Genomic DNA, 15,996 nt, shown 5'->3' on the forward strand with positions numbered 1-15,996 from the left:
TCAAGCGCGCTTAAGGCAGAGCCGCAGGAAGCGCCTATGGACATGATGACCACTGCCATGCCGGAAAAAGTCGAGCGGTTGACGCTTCGATGCACCAGGCTGACAGGGGTTACATCAACGTGGATAAATGCTGAGACCTGCTCAAGGAGACAGAAACGATGTCCCGGATACTGGTGCTGTATTACTCGATGTATGGCCATATCGAAACCATGGCCGACGCGGTGGCAGAAGGTGCACGCTCGATATCGGGCACCGAGGTGACCATCAAGCGCGTGCCTGAAACCATGGATGAGGAAGCCTTCAGACAGGCCGGCGGCAAGGTGGATCAGTCTGCAGCGATTGCCGAGCCGTCGGAGCTTCCCGACTATGACGCGATCATCCTGGGCACGCCGACCCGCTATGGCAACATGGCCGGCCAGATGCGTACCTTTCTGGACCAGACCGGCGGGCTGTGGGCGAAGGGGGCCCTGCGCGGCAAGCTGGCGAGCGTCTTTACCTCCACCGGTACCGGCGGCGGGGAGGAGATGACCATCACCTCGAGCTGGACGACGCTGGCCCATCACGGGATGGTGATCGTGCCGATCGGTTACGGGGTCGAGGAGCAGTTTGATATTTCCGAGGTCAGTGGCGGTACGCCCTATGGTGCCTCGACGCTGGCCGGCGGTGACGGTTCGCGCCAGCCGACCGCGCGCGAGCTGAAAATTGCCCGTTTCCAGGGCGAGTATGTGGCAGGCTTTGCCAAAAAGCTGACGGCGTAGATGCCCTGGCGCCCATGTTTGTCGCCGTTGCGGGTAAATTCCGCGCCGCGATCAAAAAAACGCCCGGCCATATAGCCGGGCGTTTTTCGTGACGGGGAGCGAGCCATGGTGGCCGCCCCCGGCATGTCTTACTTGTTGAGCTTTGTCATGCGCAGGTAGGGCTTTTTCTCGTCCCAGCCCTGCGGGAAGAGCTTGGCGGCTTCTTCATTGCTCAGCGACGGCACGATGATGACGTCGTCACCCTGACGCCAGTTGACCGGCGTTGCGACCTTTTCGTTGTCGGTCAGCTGCAGGCTGTCGAGCACACGCAGGATTTCCTGGAAGTTACGCCCGGCGCTGGCCGGATAGGTCAGGGTCAGACGCACCTTCTTTTTGGGGTCGATGACAAAGACCGAACGGACCGTCAGGGTATCGTTGGCATTGGGGTGAATCATGCCGTACTTTTCGCTGACACTGCGATCGGCATCGGCCAGCAGCGGGAAGTTGAGCCCGCAACCCTGGGTTTCTTCGATGTCACCCTTCCAGGCGTGGTGGTCTTCAATCGGATCGACCGATAGGCCAATGGCCTTGGTATTGCGCTTGTCGAACTCGGACTTCAGGCGCGCTACCTCACCCAGCTCGGTGGTGCACACCGGTGTGAAGTCCTTGGGGTGAGAAAACAGAATCGCCCAGCTATCACCCAGCCACTCGTGAAAATTGATGACTCCCTCTGTGCTGTCCTGAGAGAAATCCGGTGCAGTATCGCCAAGTTGCAGCGCCATTTGTCACTCCTTTGGCATTAATGAAAACGGTGTCAGCAGAAGGGCCTGCGGCCCGGGTCCGACCCGACATGAGGTCATGATCAGATAATGACGACTTCAGGCCGCAGAACCAAACAACGAGTTGTCCTAACCTGGTTCCATAAAGGCATAAAAAGAACGTGTAAAAGCATTAATTGCTATAACGGATGAAGGCGCGATCCTTGTCGGGGACCAGCACCGATTCTCCCTTGTGCAGGCCTTCATGCTTGTCGACGCGCGTTTCGTCTTCGGTACTCAGCCCCAGAACTTCGGCAATCGAGGTATCTTCCCCCTGACGATCCAGTACTTTCAGGCGTACGTTGGCACCCATATAACGCGCCGTGATGATGTCACCGGCCCTGGGCTTTTTGTGCAGGAACTGGGTCAGTTCCTCATGATCAGCGACATGATCGACCCCGTCCTGATCCCATGTCACTTCGCGTGCGTTGCTCATGGCATGTCTCCTCGTTGGTGAAAAAAGTTTAGCAGTTTGCGCCCGTTACGCTGAATGCATTCGTCTTCAGAAAGACGCTTTCCTGTCGATAGGCATATCAGTGATGTCGAATGTTGATGGTGAGGGCGTATGAGATGGCAGCAATGGATGATAGGCATATTTACCCTGGCGGGGTTGGCAATGCCTGTATTGGCGCAGGAAGGAACGTGTCCATCGGCCGAGGAGATCGAGGGGCGTCTTGAGACGCTGGCCGCTCAGATTGCCCGCTGGGATGAAGCCTATTATCAGCGTGGCGAGCGGCTGGTGCCTGACGGTGTTCATGATCAGGCTCAGACACGGCTGACACGCTGGCGCCTTTGTCTGGGACAGCCTTCACCCACGGTTACCCTGAACGGCGGCGAGCAGCGTCATGCCATCCCACAGACCGGGTTGAACAAGCTGCCGGATCGGGCGGCAGTCCATCGCTGGATGAAGACATTACCGCCAGGGCCTCTATGGGTTCAGCCCAAGGTAGACGGCGTGGCGGTGACGCTTTTGTATGACCACGGTGTGCTGGTTGAGGCAACCAGTCGCGGTAACGGCCTGACCGGTCAGGACTGGCTGGACGGTGTTATCGGCATTGATGGCATTCCAGAACATCTTGAAGGCGTATCACCCGAGCGGGTGGTCGTTCAGGGAGAGCTCTATCTCAAGCGTATCGATCATGTGCAGCGTCGTGATGGTACGGCCGGGGCGCGCTCACGTGTCGCCGGTTTGATGCAGCGTCACAATCCGGACGAGCAGACGCGCAATCAGATTGGATTCTTTGCCTGGGCGCTACCCAACGGCCCGGCAACGCTTGCCGAGCGACACCTGCTGCTTTCCGACTGGGGCTTCATGGACCCGCAGCGCTGGAGTAAACCGGTCAGCACCATTGAAGACGTGGCGCACTGGCGAGACTACTGGTATCGAAACACATTGCCCTTTGCCAGCGATGGTGTGGTGATCAAGCGTGATGTCCAGAGACCCGGCAACGTCTGGCGCAATACCCCGCCCGAGGAGAGCGCGGCGTGGAAATACCCTGCGGTCGCTACGCTTGCCGAGGTCCGCAACGTTGATTTCAGCATCGGGCGCACCGGACGCATTACGCCGGTGCTGGAGCTTGAACCGGTGATGCTTGGAGACCGAACGATTCGGCGGGTCAGCGCCGGGTCTCTGGGGCGCTGGCAACAGGCCGATATCCGCCCGGGCGATCAGGTCATGATTTCGCTGGCCGGGCTGACCATTCCGCGGCTTGATGAGGTCGTGGTACGTAACGATCAGCGGGTGCCGCTGAAGGTACCCGATCCCGAAAGGTTCAACGCGCTGAGCTGTCTGGAGTTGACCGAGGGGTGCCACACCCAGTTTCTGGCTCGCCTGACGTATCTGAGCAGCCGTAACGGGCTCGATATGCACGGAATCGGTGAGGGCACCTGGAAACGATTAATTGATGCCGAAATGGTGACGTCCTTGCTCGATTGGCGGGATGTATCGCGCGCTACATTGCGCTCGTTGAGAGGTGTCGGCGAGATTCGCGCCGCTCGATGGCGTAGCGCTTTCGATCAGGCTGCACAGCAATCACTGCAACGATTGCTCATGGCACTGGAGCCCGCTCATGCCCGTTTTTACGACTCTCAACCTAAAGTCGTCTTTCGGTCAGCCGATAGTTTGAACCACATTGTATTCATGCGCTCATTGAAAAGTGCTGACTGGCAGGCGATGCCGGGATTGAACAGCGCCGACGCTGCCACACTGATGGCCTTCTGGCACGACGAGACAGTAGAGGCGCTGCTTGATAAATGGTTCGATAAAACAGTGCCCTGGACACGGGAGGATGATGCGGAGGGTTCGTGAGGGTGAGAGTTGTCATCATCATTGATATTGAAAAGTCGTAGAGTGATAGTTCTTTTCAATTTCCTTGATACTAATTACTCAGTGTAATTTGCGTTACCTTCTGATACATTAAGCATTACAGGGTTACTGATTAAACGCCTTATGCGGTACCTACCCTCAGGACAGGGGGCACCGATCAGGTAATAGATATCAGCGGTTTGTTGGAGCACAGCGCCCCAGAGCAGGCGATCACCATCAGGAACATGGCTGTGCAATTGGCTTCCATTGTAAAAACGCGTCGCATATAACGCCGCGTTGAAAGGAGATAGGACCATGGCACTGTTAATCATTGGCGCAATGGGTTACGCCCTGCTGGTCATGTTCATACTGGGCACGATGATGCTTTCTGGTCGGGCTTCGGATCGCGAAGCGCGTCGCCTGCAACCGGTACAGATCAGCACTTCAAAGTCTGCCGCTCGCAGCAACACACAGCCGTCTACCGACTTCTCGTCCATGCCCGGTCGTAACGCTGCCTGATTTCCCCCGGGAGGCAGACAGACGACGAAATGCCGCTGCCCGCAAGGGCAGCGGCCTTTGTGTTTCTGCTTTTGTTATACCGTATCTGACATGATGCCGGCATCTCGACAATATCCTGAAGATAAAAAACGGCCTGCAGAACATGCAGGCCGTTTTTGTGTCAGGAAACGTTACAACGTTAACGCAAGGGCTTACTTCTTGTTGCGCTTGCGATCGGTTTCCTTGAGGTACTTCTTGCGGATGCGGATGAAGCCGGGGGTCACTTCCACCAGTTCATCGCTGTCCAGAAACTCGATGGCCTGCTCCAGCGTGAAGCGGATCGGCGGCGTCAGCACGATGTTTTCATCGTTACCCGAGGCACGCATGTTATCGAGCTTCTTGCCCTTGGTCGGGTTGACCACCATGTCGTCGGAACGGTTATTGATACCGATCAGCATGCCTTCATAGACTTCGGTGCCGTGGTCGATGATCAGCTTACCGCGGTCCTGGAGGGTGTAGAGGGCATAAGCCAGTGCCTTGCCATCAACCATCGAGACCAGTACACCGTTACGACGCTCAACGCCTGCGCCTTCCTTGAGCGGACCGTAGTGATCAAAGCGGCTGGTCAGGATGCCGGTGCCGGAAGTCATGGTCAAAAACTGCGAACGGAAGCCGATCAGACCACGCGAGGGAATCATGAAGTCCAGACGCACACGACCCTTGCCATCCGGGTTCATGTTGGTCAGCTCGCCCTTGCGATAGCCCAGCTCTTCCATGACAGAGCCCTGATGCTGCTCTTCACAGTCGATGATGACCTCTTCGTAGGGTTCCTGCTTCACGCCATCGATCTCGCGGATGATGACTTCCGGACGGCCTACGGCCAGTTCGTAGCCTTCACGACGCATGGATTCGATCAGCACTGACAGGTGAAGTTCGCCACGACCGGAGACCTTGAACTTCTCGGCCGACTCCCCCTGTTCAACACGCAGGGCCACGTTGTGGATCAGTTCCTGATCCAGGCGGTCCTTGATGTTACGGCTGGTGACGTACTTGCCGTCACGACCGGCGAACGGTGAATCGTTGACCTGGAAGGTCATCGAAACGGTCGGCTCATCAACGGTCAGTGCCGGCAGCGCTTCGACATTGGACGGATCACAGATCGTGTCAGAGATGGACAGATCATCGATACCGGTAATGCAGACGATGTCACCGGCGCTGACTTCATCGGCCTGAACACGTTCAAGACCCAGGTGGGTCATGACCTGACCGATCTTGCCCTTGCGGGTGACGCCGTGACGGGAAATGACGCTGACCTGCTGGTTGGGACGGACACGGCCGCGCTTGACGCGACCCAGACCGATAACACCCACGTAGCTGTTGTAGTCCAGTGCCGAAATCTGCATCTGGAACGGACCGTCGAGTTCAACGGTCGGCGGCTCAACGATGTCGACGATGGCCTGGAACATCGGGTCCATGTTTTCGGACAGATCTTCCGGGTCCATGCCGGCGATACCGTTGAGCGCCGAGCAGTAGATGATCGGGAAGTCGAGCTGCTCGTCGGTGGCGCCCAGGTTGTCGAAAAGATCGAAGATCTGATCGATGACCCAGTCAGGGCGTGCGCCCGGACGGTCGATCTTGTTGACCACGACGATCGGCTTGAGGCCCTGGGCAAATGCCTTCTGGGTCACGAAGCGAGTCTGCGGCATCGGGCCATCAACGGCATCGACCAGCAGCAGCACGGAATCCACCATCGACATCACGCGCTCGACTTCACCACCAAAGTCGGCGTGCCCGGGGGTGTCGACGATGTTGATGTGGTAGTCGTGCCAAGTAATGGCCGTGTTCTTGGCCAGGATGGTAATCCCGCGTTCCTTTTCCTGGTCGTTGGAGTCCATGATGCGTTCCTGGTTTTCCGCCTTGCGGTCCAGGGTGCCGGATTGTGCCAGCAGCTTGTCGACCAGTGTGGTCTTGCCGTGGTCAACGTGAGCAATGATGGCAATATTTCTCAGCTTCTCGATATTGCCGGAAGTAAGCGTATCGGACATAACGCGTTTTCACCTTTGTGTACACGCGCCTGTTCAGGGTAGGAGCATGACCGTGCATTGTTTCAACGGTCATGTCAGCAGCGTGCAATAAATTTGGCCCCGCATTGTATAGGCTAAGTCGTCAGTCGAATAGCTGGAATCGTGGCGCAGGCGCTGTGAAGTGCAATGAAACAGGTTTGTCATGACAAGTGGACGACAGATCGCTTTCAGGCTGTGCGCTTTTTTGGTGCACAAAGAGCATGCCTTGAGCGTTAATGGTGCGCTTTAAAGCGACGACATGGTGGTTCTGAGCGTAATCTTATTCTCCTGTAGGAGTTCATGCCATTCGATGATGATTTTAAGTTGCTGTATCGAAAGCATTTTTAAATCGAGATCGATTGGTATGCGCCATTTTGGCACGCTGCATGCATTATTTGGGTACACATCGGGACTTGCATGCACTGTGCTTGCGCGTGATACAACGGTGGCGAAGTGATGGCGTCCTGTTAACGGTTTTCAAGCAGTATCCCTTTTATTGGAGGAGTCACATGTCAGAGAAAACGCTTGCCCTGATTGAAGAGAACGACATCAAGTGGGCCGATCTGCGCTTTACCGATACCAAGGGCAAGGAGCAGCACGTCACCATTCCTGCGCGTATGGTCGATGAAGAGTTCTTTGAAACCGGACAGATGTTCGATGGCTCCTCCATCGGCGGCTGGAAGGGCATCAACGAGTCCGACATGATCCTGATGCCCCAGGACGGCACGGGCTATATCGATCCCTTCACCGAAGACCCCACGATCGTGCTGCGCTGCGACATCATCGAGCCGGCCACCATGCAGGGCTACGAGCGTGATCCGCGCTCGATTGCCAAGCGCGCCGAAGCCTACCTGAGCAGCACCGGTCTGGGCGACACCGCCTTTTTCGGCCCCGAGCCCGAGTTCTTCATCTTTGATGAAGTGCACTTCAAGAACGACATGCATCACTCCTTTTTCCGCATCTCTTCCGAAGAGGGTGCATGGGAGACTGACGGCAAGTTCGAAGGTGGCAACATGGGCCACCGTCCGCGCGTCAAGGGCGGCTATTTCCCGGTTCCCCCGGTCGATTCCTTCCATGACATCCGCAGTGCCATGTGCTCGACGCTGGAAGCCGTAGGCCAGACCGTTGAAGTGCATCACCACGAAGTGGCCAACGCCGGTCAGAACGAAATCGGTGTGAAGTTCAACACGCTGGTGCAGAAGTGCGACGAAGTTCAGACCATGAAGTATGTGATCCACAACGTGGCACATGCCTATGGCAAGACGGCGACCTTCATGCCCAAGCCGATGGCTGGCGATAACGGCTCCGGCATGCACGTTCACCAGTCCTTCTGGAAGGACGGCGAAAACATGTTCGCAGGCGATGAATACGCCGGTCTGTCCGAGACTGCGCTGTATTACATCGGAGGTGTCATCAAGCACGCCCGTGCCCTGAACGCCTTCACCAACCCGTCGACCAACTCCTACAAGCGTCTGGTTCCGGGTTTTGAAGCGCCGGTCATGCTGGCCTACAGTGCTCGCAACCGCTCTGCTTCGATCCGTATTCCCTACACGGCAAGCCCGAAGGGCAAGCGTGTCGAGACTCGCTTCCCTGATCCGATGGCCAACCCGTACCTGGCCTTCTCCGCGCTGCTGATGGCCGGTATTGACGGTATACGCAACAAGATTCATCCGGGTGAAGCGCTGGACAAGAACCTGTATGACCTGCCGGCTGAAGAAGCGCTCAACGTGCCTACGGTTGCCTCGAGCCTGGAAGAAGCCCTGCAAGCGCTCAAGGATGACCACGCCTTCCTGACCGAAGGTGGCGTGTTCACCGAAGAGATGATCGAAGCCTACATCGAACTCAAGATGGAAGATGTGACGGCTGTCCGCATGGTGCCAAGCCCCATGGAATACGACCTGTACTACAGCCTCTAAGGTTCAGCCTTCATGGCTTGAGAAAAGATGCTCCTTTAAGGCATCTGAAAGGAAAAGCCCCGTTTTAACGGGGCTTTTTATCGTCTCGAGATCGAGTTTTCCCATCCATAATGACGGCTTCCCATCCTGTGGAATCACTGCCGTGCCGGGTCGTTCCTGTTACCTGTTGCTGTGGACACTAGTGGTTTGTTCGCTGCTTGCAGACGTTGCGTCGCAGGCGCGTGCCGCGGTCTATCGCCATACGGACGCCCAGGGCAACGTTGTCTGGAGCGACCGTCCTGGCGGTACGCGGGCCGAAATACGCGCACCGCGCGTGCTGTCGCCTTCCAGTGACTCCAGCACTCATCAGATAACGCCTGCCACACCTGCCCGCTTTGCACCCTATCAGCGTGTGGCTTTCAAGCCGCGTTCGGCCCCCGTAACGGTCGAACAGGCTCGTCGAGGTATCCCCCTGCGCCTTGACATCGTTCCGCGGCTGCGCGCCGGTGATCGGGTGCAGCTGACCATTGATGGCCGGCGTCACCAGTCGCCGCTGTTCAGCCATGTACTGATGGCCATGGGGCTCAAGGCTGGTCGCCATGCGCTGGTGGCCGAGGTGCTCGACAGTGCCGGCGCCGTTCGACAGCGATCAGGGGTCATGACCCTCGAGATATTGGCCGCCTCAACGTCCGAGTCCGATCCCGCTTCCCCACGGTAGCCACAGCTGGTCTTTATGCACCATAAGGGTGCATCATGTTCCGAGCTTCATCGCCCCTGTGCCACTTTCGTGCCTGCGCGGCAACAGAGCTTTCCCTTGTGGTGCGATATATGCTGCATCCGTCATATGTGGCGCGCTTTTTGCACTATCAAAGGGAAACGACGTTAACGAGGGCTTCATGTATCAACGCCTGCTGGAACATCTCACCACGGCTGTGGTGCTGCTGGACGCGCAATTGAGCGTTCGCTGGCTTAATCCGGCTGCGGAAGCCCTGATGGGACTGAGCCTTTCACGGGTGCAGGGCACCTCTCTTGAATGTCTGGAAGGTGAAGACGGCCGTATCGCCGCCATGCTGCTCGAGGCGTTGCGGCTTCAACACCCCTATACCCAGCGTGAAACGCAGCTGGTCATGGCAAGCGGGGAGCGCATTACGGTGGACTACACCGCAACGCCGCTGTCGAAAACCGAGCTGCTGCTGGAGTTCGAGCCGCGTGACCGCCTGATGCGCATCTCTCGCGAGGAGTCGCTGATTGCCCGCCAGGAGATGGTCAAGGTCCTGACGCGGGGTCTGGCCCATGAGGTCAAGAACCCGCTGGGCGGTATCCGAGGGGCGGCGCAACTGCTCGAACGTGACCTGCCCGATGAAAGCCTGACCGAGTTCACCCGCATCATCATCGAGGAGGCCGACCGCCTTCGCGATCTGGTCGATCGCATGCTGGGGCCCAATCGGCCAGTCGAGCAAAAGCCCATCAATGTGCACGAGGTGGTCGAGCGGGTGCGTGCCCTGCTGCAGGCCGAGACGGACACCATCGCGCTGGTGCGCGATTACGACCCCAGCCTGCCATTGATCATGGGAGATGCCGGCCAGCTGATTCAGGCGGTGCTCAACGTTACGCGCAACGCCGTACAGGCGCTCAACGAAAACGCCATCGAGCAGCCGACGGTCACGCTGCGGACCCGGGCAAGGCGGCAGTTTACCCTGGGCGCCGAGCGCCACCGGCTGGTGTGTGAGGTCTGCGTGATCGATAACGGCCCGGGCGTGCCCGAGACACTGGCAGAGTCGCTGTTCTACCCGATGATCTCCGGCCGTGCCGAAGGCAGCGGGCTGGGGCTGTCCATCGCCCAGTCGATCCTGCACCAGCATCAGGGGCTGATCGAATGTGACAGCCGCCCCGGCCATACCGAATTTCGTCTTCTGATTCCGCTGGAAGGATTCAGCGAACCCGAACAAGACCGACAAGAGAAGGGAGACACCCATGAGTGATACGGCCCGCGTCTATATCGTGGATGATGATCGCGCCATCCGCTGGGTACTCGAGCGCACGCTCGCTCAGCCCGATATCGAAGTCTCAAGCTTTGAGCGGGCCGATCAGGCCGAGGAGGCCATCAATCGCCAGGCGCCTGACGTGCTGCTCACCGACATTCGCATGCCGGGCGTCGATGGCCTCGATCTGATGGCGCGCGTACGCGAGCGTCACGCCGACATGCCGGTGATCATCATGACCGCGCACTCGGATCTCGACAGTGCCGTGGCCTCCTATCAGGGCGGTGCGTTCGAGTATCTGCCCAAGCCCTTTGATGTCGACGATGCGCTCTCACTGGTGCGCCGCGCCGTGGCTCACGCCCGCGAGCGTCAGGCGCCGGCTCGTGTGCCCGAAGGCATTCAGGCCGAGATCATCGGTGAAGCACCCGCCATGCAGGAGGTGTTTCGCGCCATCGGACGGCTGTCGCATTCCCACATCACCGTGATGATCAACGGCGAATCCGGAACCGGCAAGGAGCGGGTGGCCCGCGCCCTGCACCAGCACAGCCCGCGTGGGCATCAGCCCTTTATTGCCTTGAACATGGCCGCCATTCCGCGCGATCTCATGGAGTCGGAGCTTTTCGGTCACGAAAAGGGCGCCTTTACCGGGGCCACTGCCCAAAGGCGCGGACGCTTCGAGCAGGCCGATGGTGGCACGCTCTTTCTCGACGAGATCGGCGACATGCCGGCCGAAACCCAGACGCGGCTGTTGCGCGTGCTGGCCGATGGCGAGTTTTACCGGGTCGGCGGGCATGTGCCGGTGCGCGTGGATGTGCGCATTATCGCCGCGACTCACCAGCATCTGGAAAAGCTGGTCGAGGACGGGCGCTTTCGCGAAGACCTCTTTCACCGCCTCAATGTGATACGCGTGCATCTGCCCCGGCTTTCCGAGCGGCGCGAAGACATCCCGCGGCTGGCTCGCCACTTTCTGGCCGAGGCGGCCCGCGAACTTTCCGCCGAGCCCAAGGTGCTCACCGAGGCGGCCGAACAGCATCTCTCGCATCTGCCCTGGCCGGGGAACGTCCGTCAGCTGGAAAACACCTGCCGCTGGCTGACCGTCATGGCCTCCAGCCGTGAAGTGCTCATCGATGATCTGCCGCCGGAGCTGCGCGACCTGGAAAGCCCCGGTGAGGGGGCCGGCGACTGGCGCAGTGCCTTTCGCGAATGGGCCGACCGCGCACTGGCGGCCGGCCATACACACCTGCTGGAAGAAGCCGTGCCGGATTTCGAACGCATCCTGATCGAAACCGCCCTCAAGCACACCGGCGGGCGCAAGGGCGAGGCCGCTGAACTGCTGGGCTGGGGACGCAATACCCTGACCCGCAAGCTCAAGGTCCTGCTGCCGGCGCTGGCCGACAGCGCCGACTAGCCCGGACCTGTTTCGCCACGTTTCAGGGGGTGCCATGTTGGTGCGTTATGGGACAAACGTATAAAGTAGGTCGCCATCAGGGATGGGTCGTTCAGGCCCATCGCCGCTTTATGATGTCCAGGAGTTGTCATGGCTACCCCCTCCCAGCACGATCTGCGCCACCAGTTTCGCGACCTGCTTGCCCGCGAAGACTGCTTCTTTACCGCCTCGACCTTTGATCCCATGTCCGCCCGCATCGCGGCGGATCTCGGCTTTGAAGTCGGCATTCTGGGCGGCTCGGTCGCCTCGCTGCAGGTACTGGCCGCCCCAGATTTTGCCCTGATCACATTGAGCGAGTTCGTGGAACAGGCCACTCGTATCGGTCGGGTAGCGCGTCTGCCGATCATTGCCGATGCCGATCATGGCTATGGCAACGCGCTCAATGTGATGCGCACCATCGTTGAGCTCGAACGTGCCGGTGTTGCGGCGCTGACCATCGAAGACACGCTGCTGCCGGCCAAGTACGGGCGCAAGTCCACCGACCTGGTGCCGCTGGAAGAGGGCGTGGGCAAGATTCGTGCGGCCCTGGAGGCCAGAATCGATCCGGCCATGTCGATCTTTGCCCGTACCAACGCCGGCGTGCTCAGCGTGGAGGACGCTACCACGCGTGCCATGGCCTATGAGCGTGCCGGTGCTGATGGTATCTGCATGGTCGGCATTCGCGATTTCGATCATCTGGAAAGCATTGCCGAGCATCTGAACATTCCCTTGATGCTGGTGACCTACGACAACCCCGAACTGCGCGACCGTGAGCGTTTGGCCCGTGCCGGTGTTCGTGTAGTGGTCAACGGCCATGGCGCCTATTTTGCCGCCATCAAGGCCACCTATGACTGCCTGCGCGAGCAGCGCCAGATCGCCGACGGTCAGCTGAACGCCTCCGAGCTCTCCACGCGTTACTCAACGCTTGAAGAGAACCGCGAATGGGCGCGTCGCTATATGGATGTCAGCGAATAAGCGCCGACAGGCGTCCAGCATGATCAACCAACGGCCAGCGCAACCTGCGCGGGTCTCAGGGGGCGAGGCGAGATGAGTCAAATGCAGTGGGAGCAGTTGCTGGCCCCCGTGCGTCTGGATGACAAGACCACCGAGCGCGAGCGCGAAATCGGGCGCAGTCCTTTCCACAAGGACTTTGATCGTATCGTCTTTTCAGGCTCCTTTCGCCGGCTGGGGCGCAAGACGCAGGTGCATCCGCTGACCGAAAACGATCATATCCACACCCGGTTGACCCACTCGCTGGAAGTCGGCTGTGTTGGGCGAAGTCTGGGAATGATCGTGGGCGAGCGCTTGAGTGACCGGCTGCCGGACTGGATTACGCCGGCCGATATGGGCGTCATCGTGCAGGCGGCCTGTTTGAGTCATGACATTGGCAACCCGCCCTTTGGTCACGCCGGCGAGTATGCCATTCGTGACTGGTTCAAGCGCGCCGAAGCCGACGGCACCGGTTTTCTCGAAGCGTTGACTCCGACCCAGCGGGCCGACCTTCTGACCTATGAAGGCAACGCTCAGGGGTTTCGGGTCGTCACCCAGATCGAATACAACCAGTTTCGTGGTGGCATGCGTCTGACTGCGCCGACACTCGGGGCGATGCTCAAGTATCCCTGGACGGTGGAGCGGGCGGGGCTTGCCGGCAAGTTCGGGGCCTATCAATCGGAAAGGCACCAGCTTGAGCGTGTGGCCGGTCTGCTTGGACTCAAGCGAGTGAGTGATCACGCCTGGTGTCGCCATCCCTTTGCCTGGCTGGTCGAGGCGGCCGATGACATCTGCTATGCGCTGCTTGATCTCGAGGACGGTCTCGAAATGGGGATTCTGCGCTATGAGGAAGTCGCTGGCGTGTTGACCCATATTGCCGGCGGCGAGCCCGAGGACTACACCCGCATGTCGCGCGAGAATGTCTCCCAGCGTCGGCGGGTGGCGGCCCTGCGCGGGGCGGCCATGGAGCGGGCGGTCAATGAAGTGGCGGCGACCTTTGTGACCCACGAGCAGGCGCTGCTGGAAGGCAGCCTTGAGGATGATCTGCTGGATCTGTGCCATCCGGACCTGGGCTGGGGCGTGAGCGAGGCCAAGAAAATTGCCCGTGACCGCATCTTTCGCAATGCGCGCAAGGCCAAGCTTGAAATCGGCGCCTACACCACGCTGGGGATTCTGCTCGAAGCCTTTATCGGCGCGGCGCACGAACTGCATTTCACCGGGCAGTCCAGCTTCAAGCATCAGCGCGTGCTGGCACTGATCGGAGAAAATACGCCGCAGACTCAATGGCCGCTGTATGACAGCTATCGCCGTATGCTCGATTTCATCGGCGGCATGACGGACAACTTCGCGGTTGATCTCGCCCAGGAGATGGGCGGCAGGCTGCGCGGAGAGTAACGCCAAAAAAGCAGGCGCAGGGCAGATCAGGACCAAAAAAACGCGGGGTGCGGCATGGCCGCACCCCGCGTCTTTCGTTGGAAATTCCGCGTTCTTTTAGAACCATACCTCCATCTGGGTGCCGAAGGTCCACTCGCTGCCGGTAAAGCCGTCGCTGCCCAGTGCGTCATCATTGGAGAAGTTGTTGAGGTCATCGTCCCAGTCGCTCCAGGTGGCGAACAGGCGGATCTCGGGGCGATTCCAGAAGCCGCCGACCTGCGGCTTGAAGGTCGGGGCTACAGTCAGACGGGTATAGCCGCCGTTGACGCTTTGAAAGACCTGAGGATTGCCGTTGCCATCTTCATATCCATACCCCGAGGGGTCTAGATCCATCCACTGGTAGCTCGCCTCGTACTGCATCTCGAAGTTGTCGGTCAGCTCGTTGGCCAGCCGAGCGCTGAGGGTGACCCAGTCGTAGCGGTCGCCATCGGCGTAGCGGTCGTGGCTGGTCTGGGCCAGCAGCGCCGGGGCAATGCGCCATTTGGGCGCGAGATAGGTGGTGCCGTAGATGGCCAGTCGGCCGGTGTTGGCATCCTCGGTCAGATTGCCGTCAGACCCCAGTGCCTTGACCTCGGCGCCCAGCCCGTGGCCGTACATCAGAGCGGCCTTGAAGGTGCCTTCACCCATGCCAAAGAAGCTGTCGCCGTGGTAGGCCAGCATGGTATGGAAGCCGTCTTCGGCGACGTTGTCGCCCGGTATGCCGCCGCGGGGATCATTGTCCCGCTCGTCGTTGTCGTTGGCCGACATGCCGCTGACCATCCACTGCCAAGGGCCGAAGCGGTTGTTGGACGTCAGAACCAGGTTGTCGGTATCGCCCTGCAGATCAGGCTGCTCATCGGTGACGACGGGATAGTTGCTGAAGCTGCGGCCATAGAGCGAGAAACTGGTATCCCAGCCGTCGGTCACGCTGATGTCATAGATCCCCGCACCGGTGCCGGCCAGGAAGATGATATCGCTGTCGAGCCAGTGGATATCGAAGTTGTCGCGGTCAAAGCGCTTGCCCGCCCAGATCGAGGCGTTTTCAAATGCGCCGGTAAAGCTCGGCAGATCGCTGAACTCGACAAAGGCCTGGCGCACGTTAAGATCCGATTCATCGGCGGTCCAGTCGTTGCTGGTAGTGGTGCCATCGGCCAGCATGATGCGATAGAGCGAATGGGCGCCGTTTTCAAAGCGTTGATTGTAATCAAGGACCGTTTCAACGTAGGTGTCCGGTTCATTGCCCAGTCGACCCACGGCACCGCCCGAGCGACCGGCCGGCGTCAGGTAGGGTCCGCCGGGCGCGCTCTTGCGATCGCTGCCGATCAAAAGGCCTGAACGGGCATAGACACTCATGGACAGCCCTTCGCCTTCGCCTTCTTCCTCGCGCACTTCGGAAGGGATGCTGCCTGCCGAAAGTTCCTCTTCCCCAGCGGATTGCTGCACCAGTTGCGGCGAGCTTTGCTGTCTTTCCAGCGCCGCTTCCGCCCGGTCGGCACGCTGCTCGGCCTGACTGGCCCGTTGCTCCGAGGCGGCCACCCGCGCTTCGAGCTCAGCCAGACGTTCTTCGATGGATTTGTCAGCGGCGCTGACACCGGTGGGCAGCGCCAGGGCCAGCGCGACGGCAACAGCCAGTGGATGACGCGTGAAGCGATGAGGCGAAGGCATGAGGGTGTCCCTTGTTCGTGATTATTGTCGTGATCCGGCTGCTCGAGGGATCGAAAGTCTTGTTATGGATGCGCCGGGCGCGGGATCGTAAAGGGAACTTACCGAGGAGAAGATAAGCTTTCACTCATACATTCGTCTCTATGACAAAAGGTTATCAATCCATTGTCCAATGTCGCTAACGTGCAGCGAAACGTACCTTTTGAG

The 15,996-nt window shown here is 59.3% G+C and carries 13 protein-coding genes; 9 read left to right on the forward strand and 4 right to left on the reverse strand.

All coding sequences use genetic code 11. The annotated features are described in order from the left end of the window. Window positions 1–158 precede the first annotated feature (158 nt). Window positions 159–758, forward strand: a complete 600-nt coding sequence (wrbA, locus tag B9H00_RS10390) for an NAD(P)H:quinone oxidoreductase (RefSeq protein WP_086900597.1) — start codon at window positions 159–161, stop codon at window positions 756–758. Window positions 759–886: 128 nt separating this feature from the next. On the opposite strand, the gene B9H00_RS10395 is transcribed toward wrbA, so the two are convergent. Beyond that, on the reverse strand, window positions 887–1,519 hold the full coding sequence (locus B9H00_RS10395) for a peroxiredoxin (RefSeq protein ID WP_086620980.1): 633 nt from the start codon (window positions 1,517–1,519) through the stop codon (window positions 887–889). A gap of 169 nt (window positions 1,520–1,688) precedes the next feature. Beyond that, entirely contained in the window at window positions 1,689–1,991 is a 303-nt protein-coding gene (locus tag B9H00_RS10400) for a hypothetical protein (protein ID WP_086900598.1), read from the reverse strand. Between the two features lie 147 nt (window positions 1,992–2,138). Between B9H00_RS10400 and ligB the strand changes: the two genes are divergently transcribed. Together ligB and B9H00_RS10410 are read left to right on the forward strand one after the other, a co-directional pair. Next, complete coding sequence (gene ligB / locus B9H00_RS10405; RefSeq protein ID WP_157663210.1) at window positions 2,139–3,863, forward strand: NAD-dependent DNA ligase LigB; 1,725 nt, start codon at window positions 2,139–2,141, stop codon at window positions 3,861–3,863. Between the two features lie 312 nt (window positions 3,864–4,175). Beyond that, window positions 4,176–4,379: a hypothetical protein gene (locus tag B9H00_RS10410; RefSeq protein ID WP_086900600.1), complete on the forward strand. Its 204-nt coding sequence runs from the start codon at window positions 4,176–4,178 to the stop codon at window positions 4,377–4,379. Between the two features lie 191 nt (window positions 4,380–4,570). On the opposite strand, the gene typA is transcribed toward B9H00_RS10410, so the two are convergent. After that, entirely contained in the window at window positions 4,571–6,403 is a 1,833-nt protein-coding gene (gene typA / locus B9H00_RS10415) for a translational GTPase TypA (protein ID WP_086900601.1), read from the reverse strand. 527 nt (window positions 6,404–6,930) lie between these two features. Here typA and glnA point away from each other — a divergent pair. The 6 genes from glnA to B9H00_RS10445 all read left to right on the forward strand — a co-directional run bounded on the left by glnA (window position 6,931) and on the right by B9H00_RS10445 (window position 14,109). Beyond that, window positions 6,931–8,337 carry a glutamate--ammonia ligase gene (glnA, locus tag B9H00_RS10420; protein WP_086900602.1) on the forward strand — a complete coding sequence of 469 codons (1,407 nt, stop codon included), beginning with the start codon at window positions 6,931–6,933 and terminating at the stop codon, window positions 8,335–8,337. A gap of 142 nt (window positions 8,338–8,479) precedes the next feature. After that, window positions 8,480–9,034, forward strand: coding sequence for a DUF4124 domain-containing protein (locus B9H00_RS10425; RefSeq protein WP_157663211.1), 555 nt, complete (start codon window positions 8,480–8,482; stop codon window positions 9,032–9,034). Window positions 9,035–9,212: 178 nt separating this feature from the next. Next, entirely contained in the window at window positions 9,213–10,298 is a 1,086-nt protein-coding gene (gene glnL / locus B9H00_RS10430) for a nitrogen regulation protein NR(II) (protein ID WP_086900604.1), read from the forward strand. After that, complete coding sequence (ntrC, locus tag B9H00_RS10435) at window positions 10,291–11,706, forward strand: nitrogen regulation protein NR(I) (RefSeq protein ID WP_086900605.1); 1,416 nt, start codon at window positions 10,291–10,293, stop codon at window positions 11,704–11,706. Before glnL ends, ntrC begins: the two co-directional genes overlap by 8 nt. A 129-nt stretch (window positions 11,707–11,835) precedes the next feature. Next, on the forward strand, window positions 11,836–12,699 hold the full coding sequence (locus B9H00_RS10440; protein ID WP_086900606.1) for an isocitrate lyase/PEP mutase family protein: 864 nt from the start codon (window positions 11,836–11,838) through the stop codon (window positions 12,697–12,699). Window positions 12,700–12,771: 72 nt separating this feature from the next. Further along, entirely contained in the window at window positions 12,772–14,109 is a 1,338-nt protein-coding gene (locus tag B9H00_RS10445; RefSeq protein ID WP_086900607.1) for a deoxyguanosinetriphosphate triphosphohydrolase, read from the forward strand. A gap of 96 nt (window positions 14,110–14,205) precedes the next feature. On the opposite strand, the gene B9H00_RS10450 is transcribed toward B9H00_RS10445, so the two are convergent. Beyond that, window positions 14,206–15,792 (reverse strand): carbohydrate porin, encoded by a 1,587-nt coding sequence (locus B9H00_RS10450; protein WP_086900608.1) that lies wholly within the window; start codon window positions 15,790–15,792, stop codon window positions 14,206–14,208. Window positions 15,793–15,996: the final 204 nt, after the last annotated feature.

Source organism: Kushneria marisflavi (genome assembly GCF_002157205.1).
Taxonomy (GTDB): Bacteria; Pseudomonadota; Gammaproteobacteria; order Pseudomonadales; family Halomonadaceae; genus Kushneria; species Kushneria marisflavi.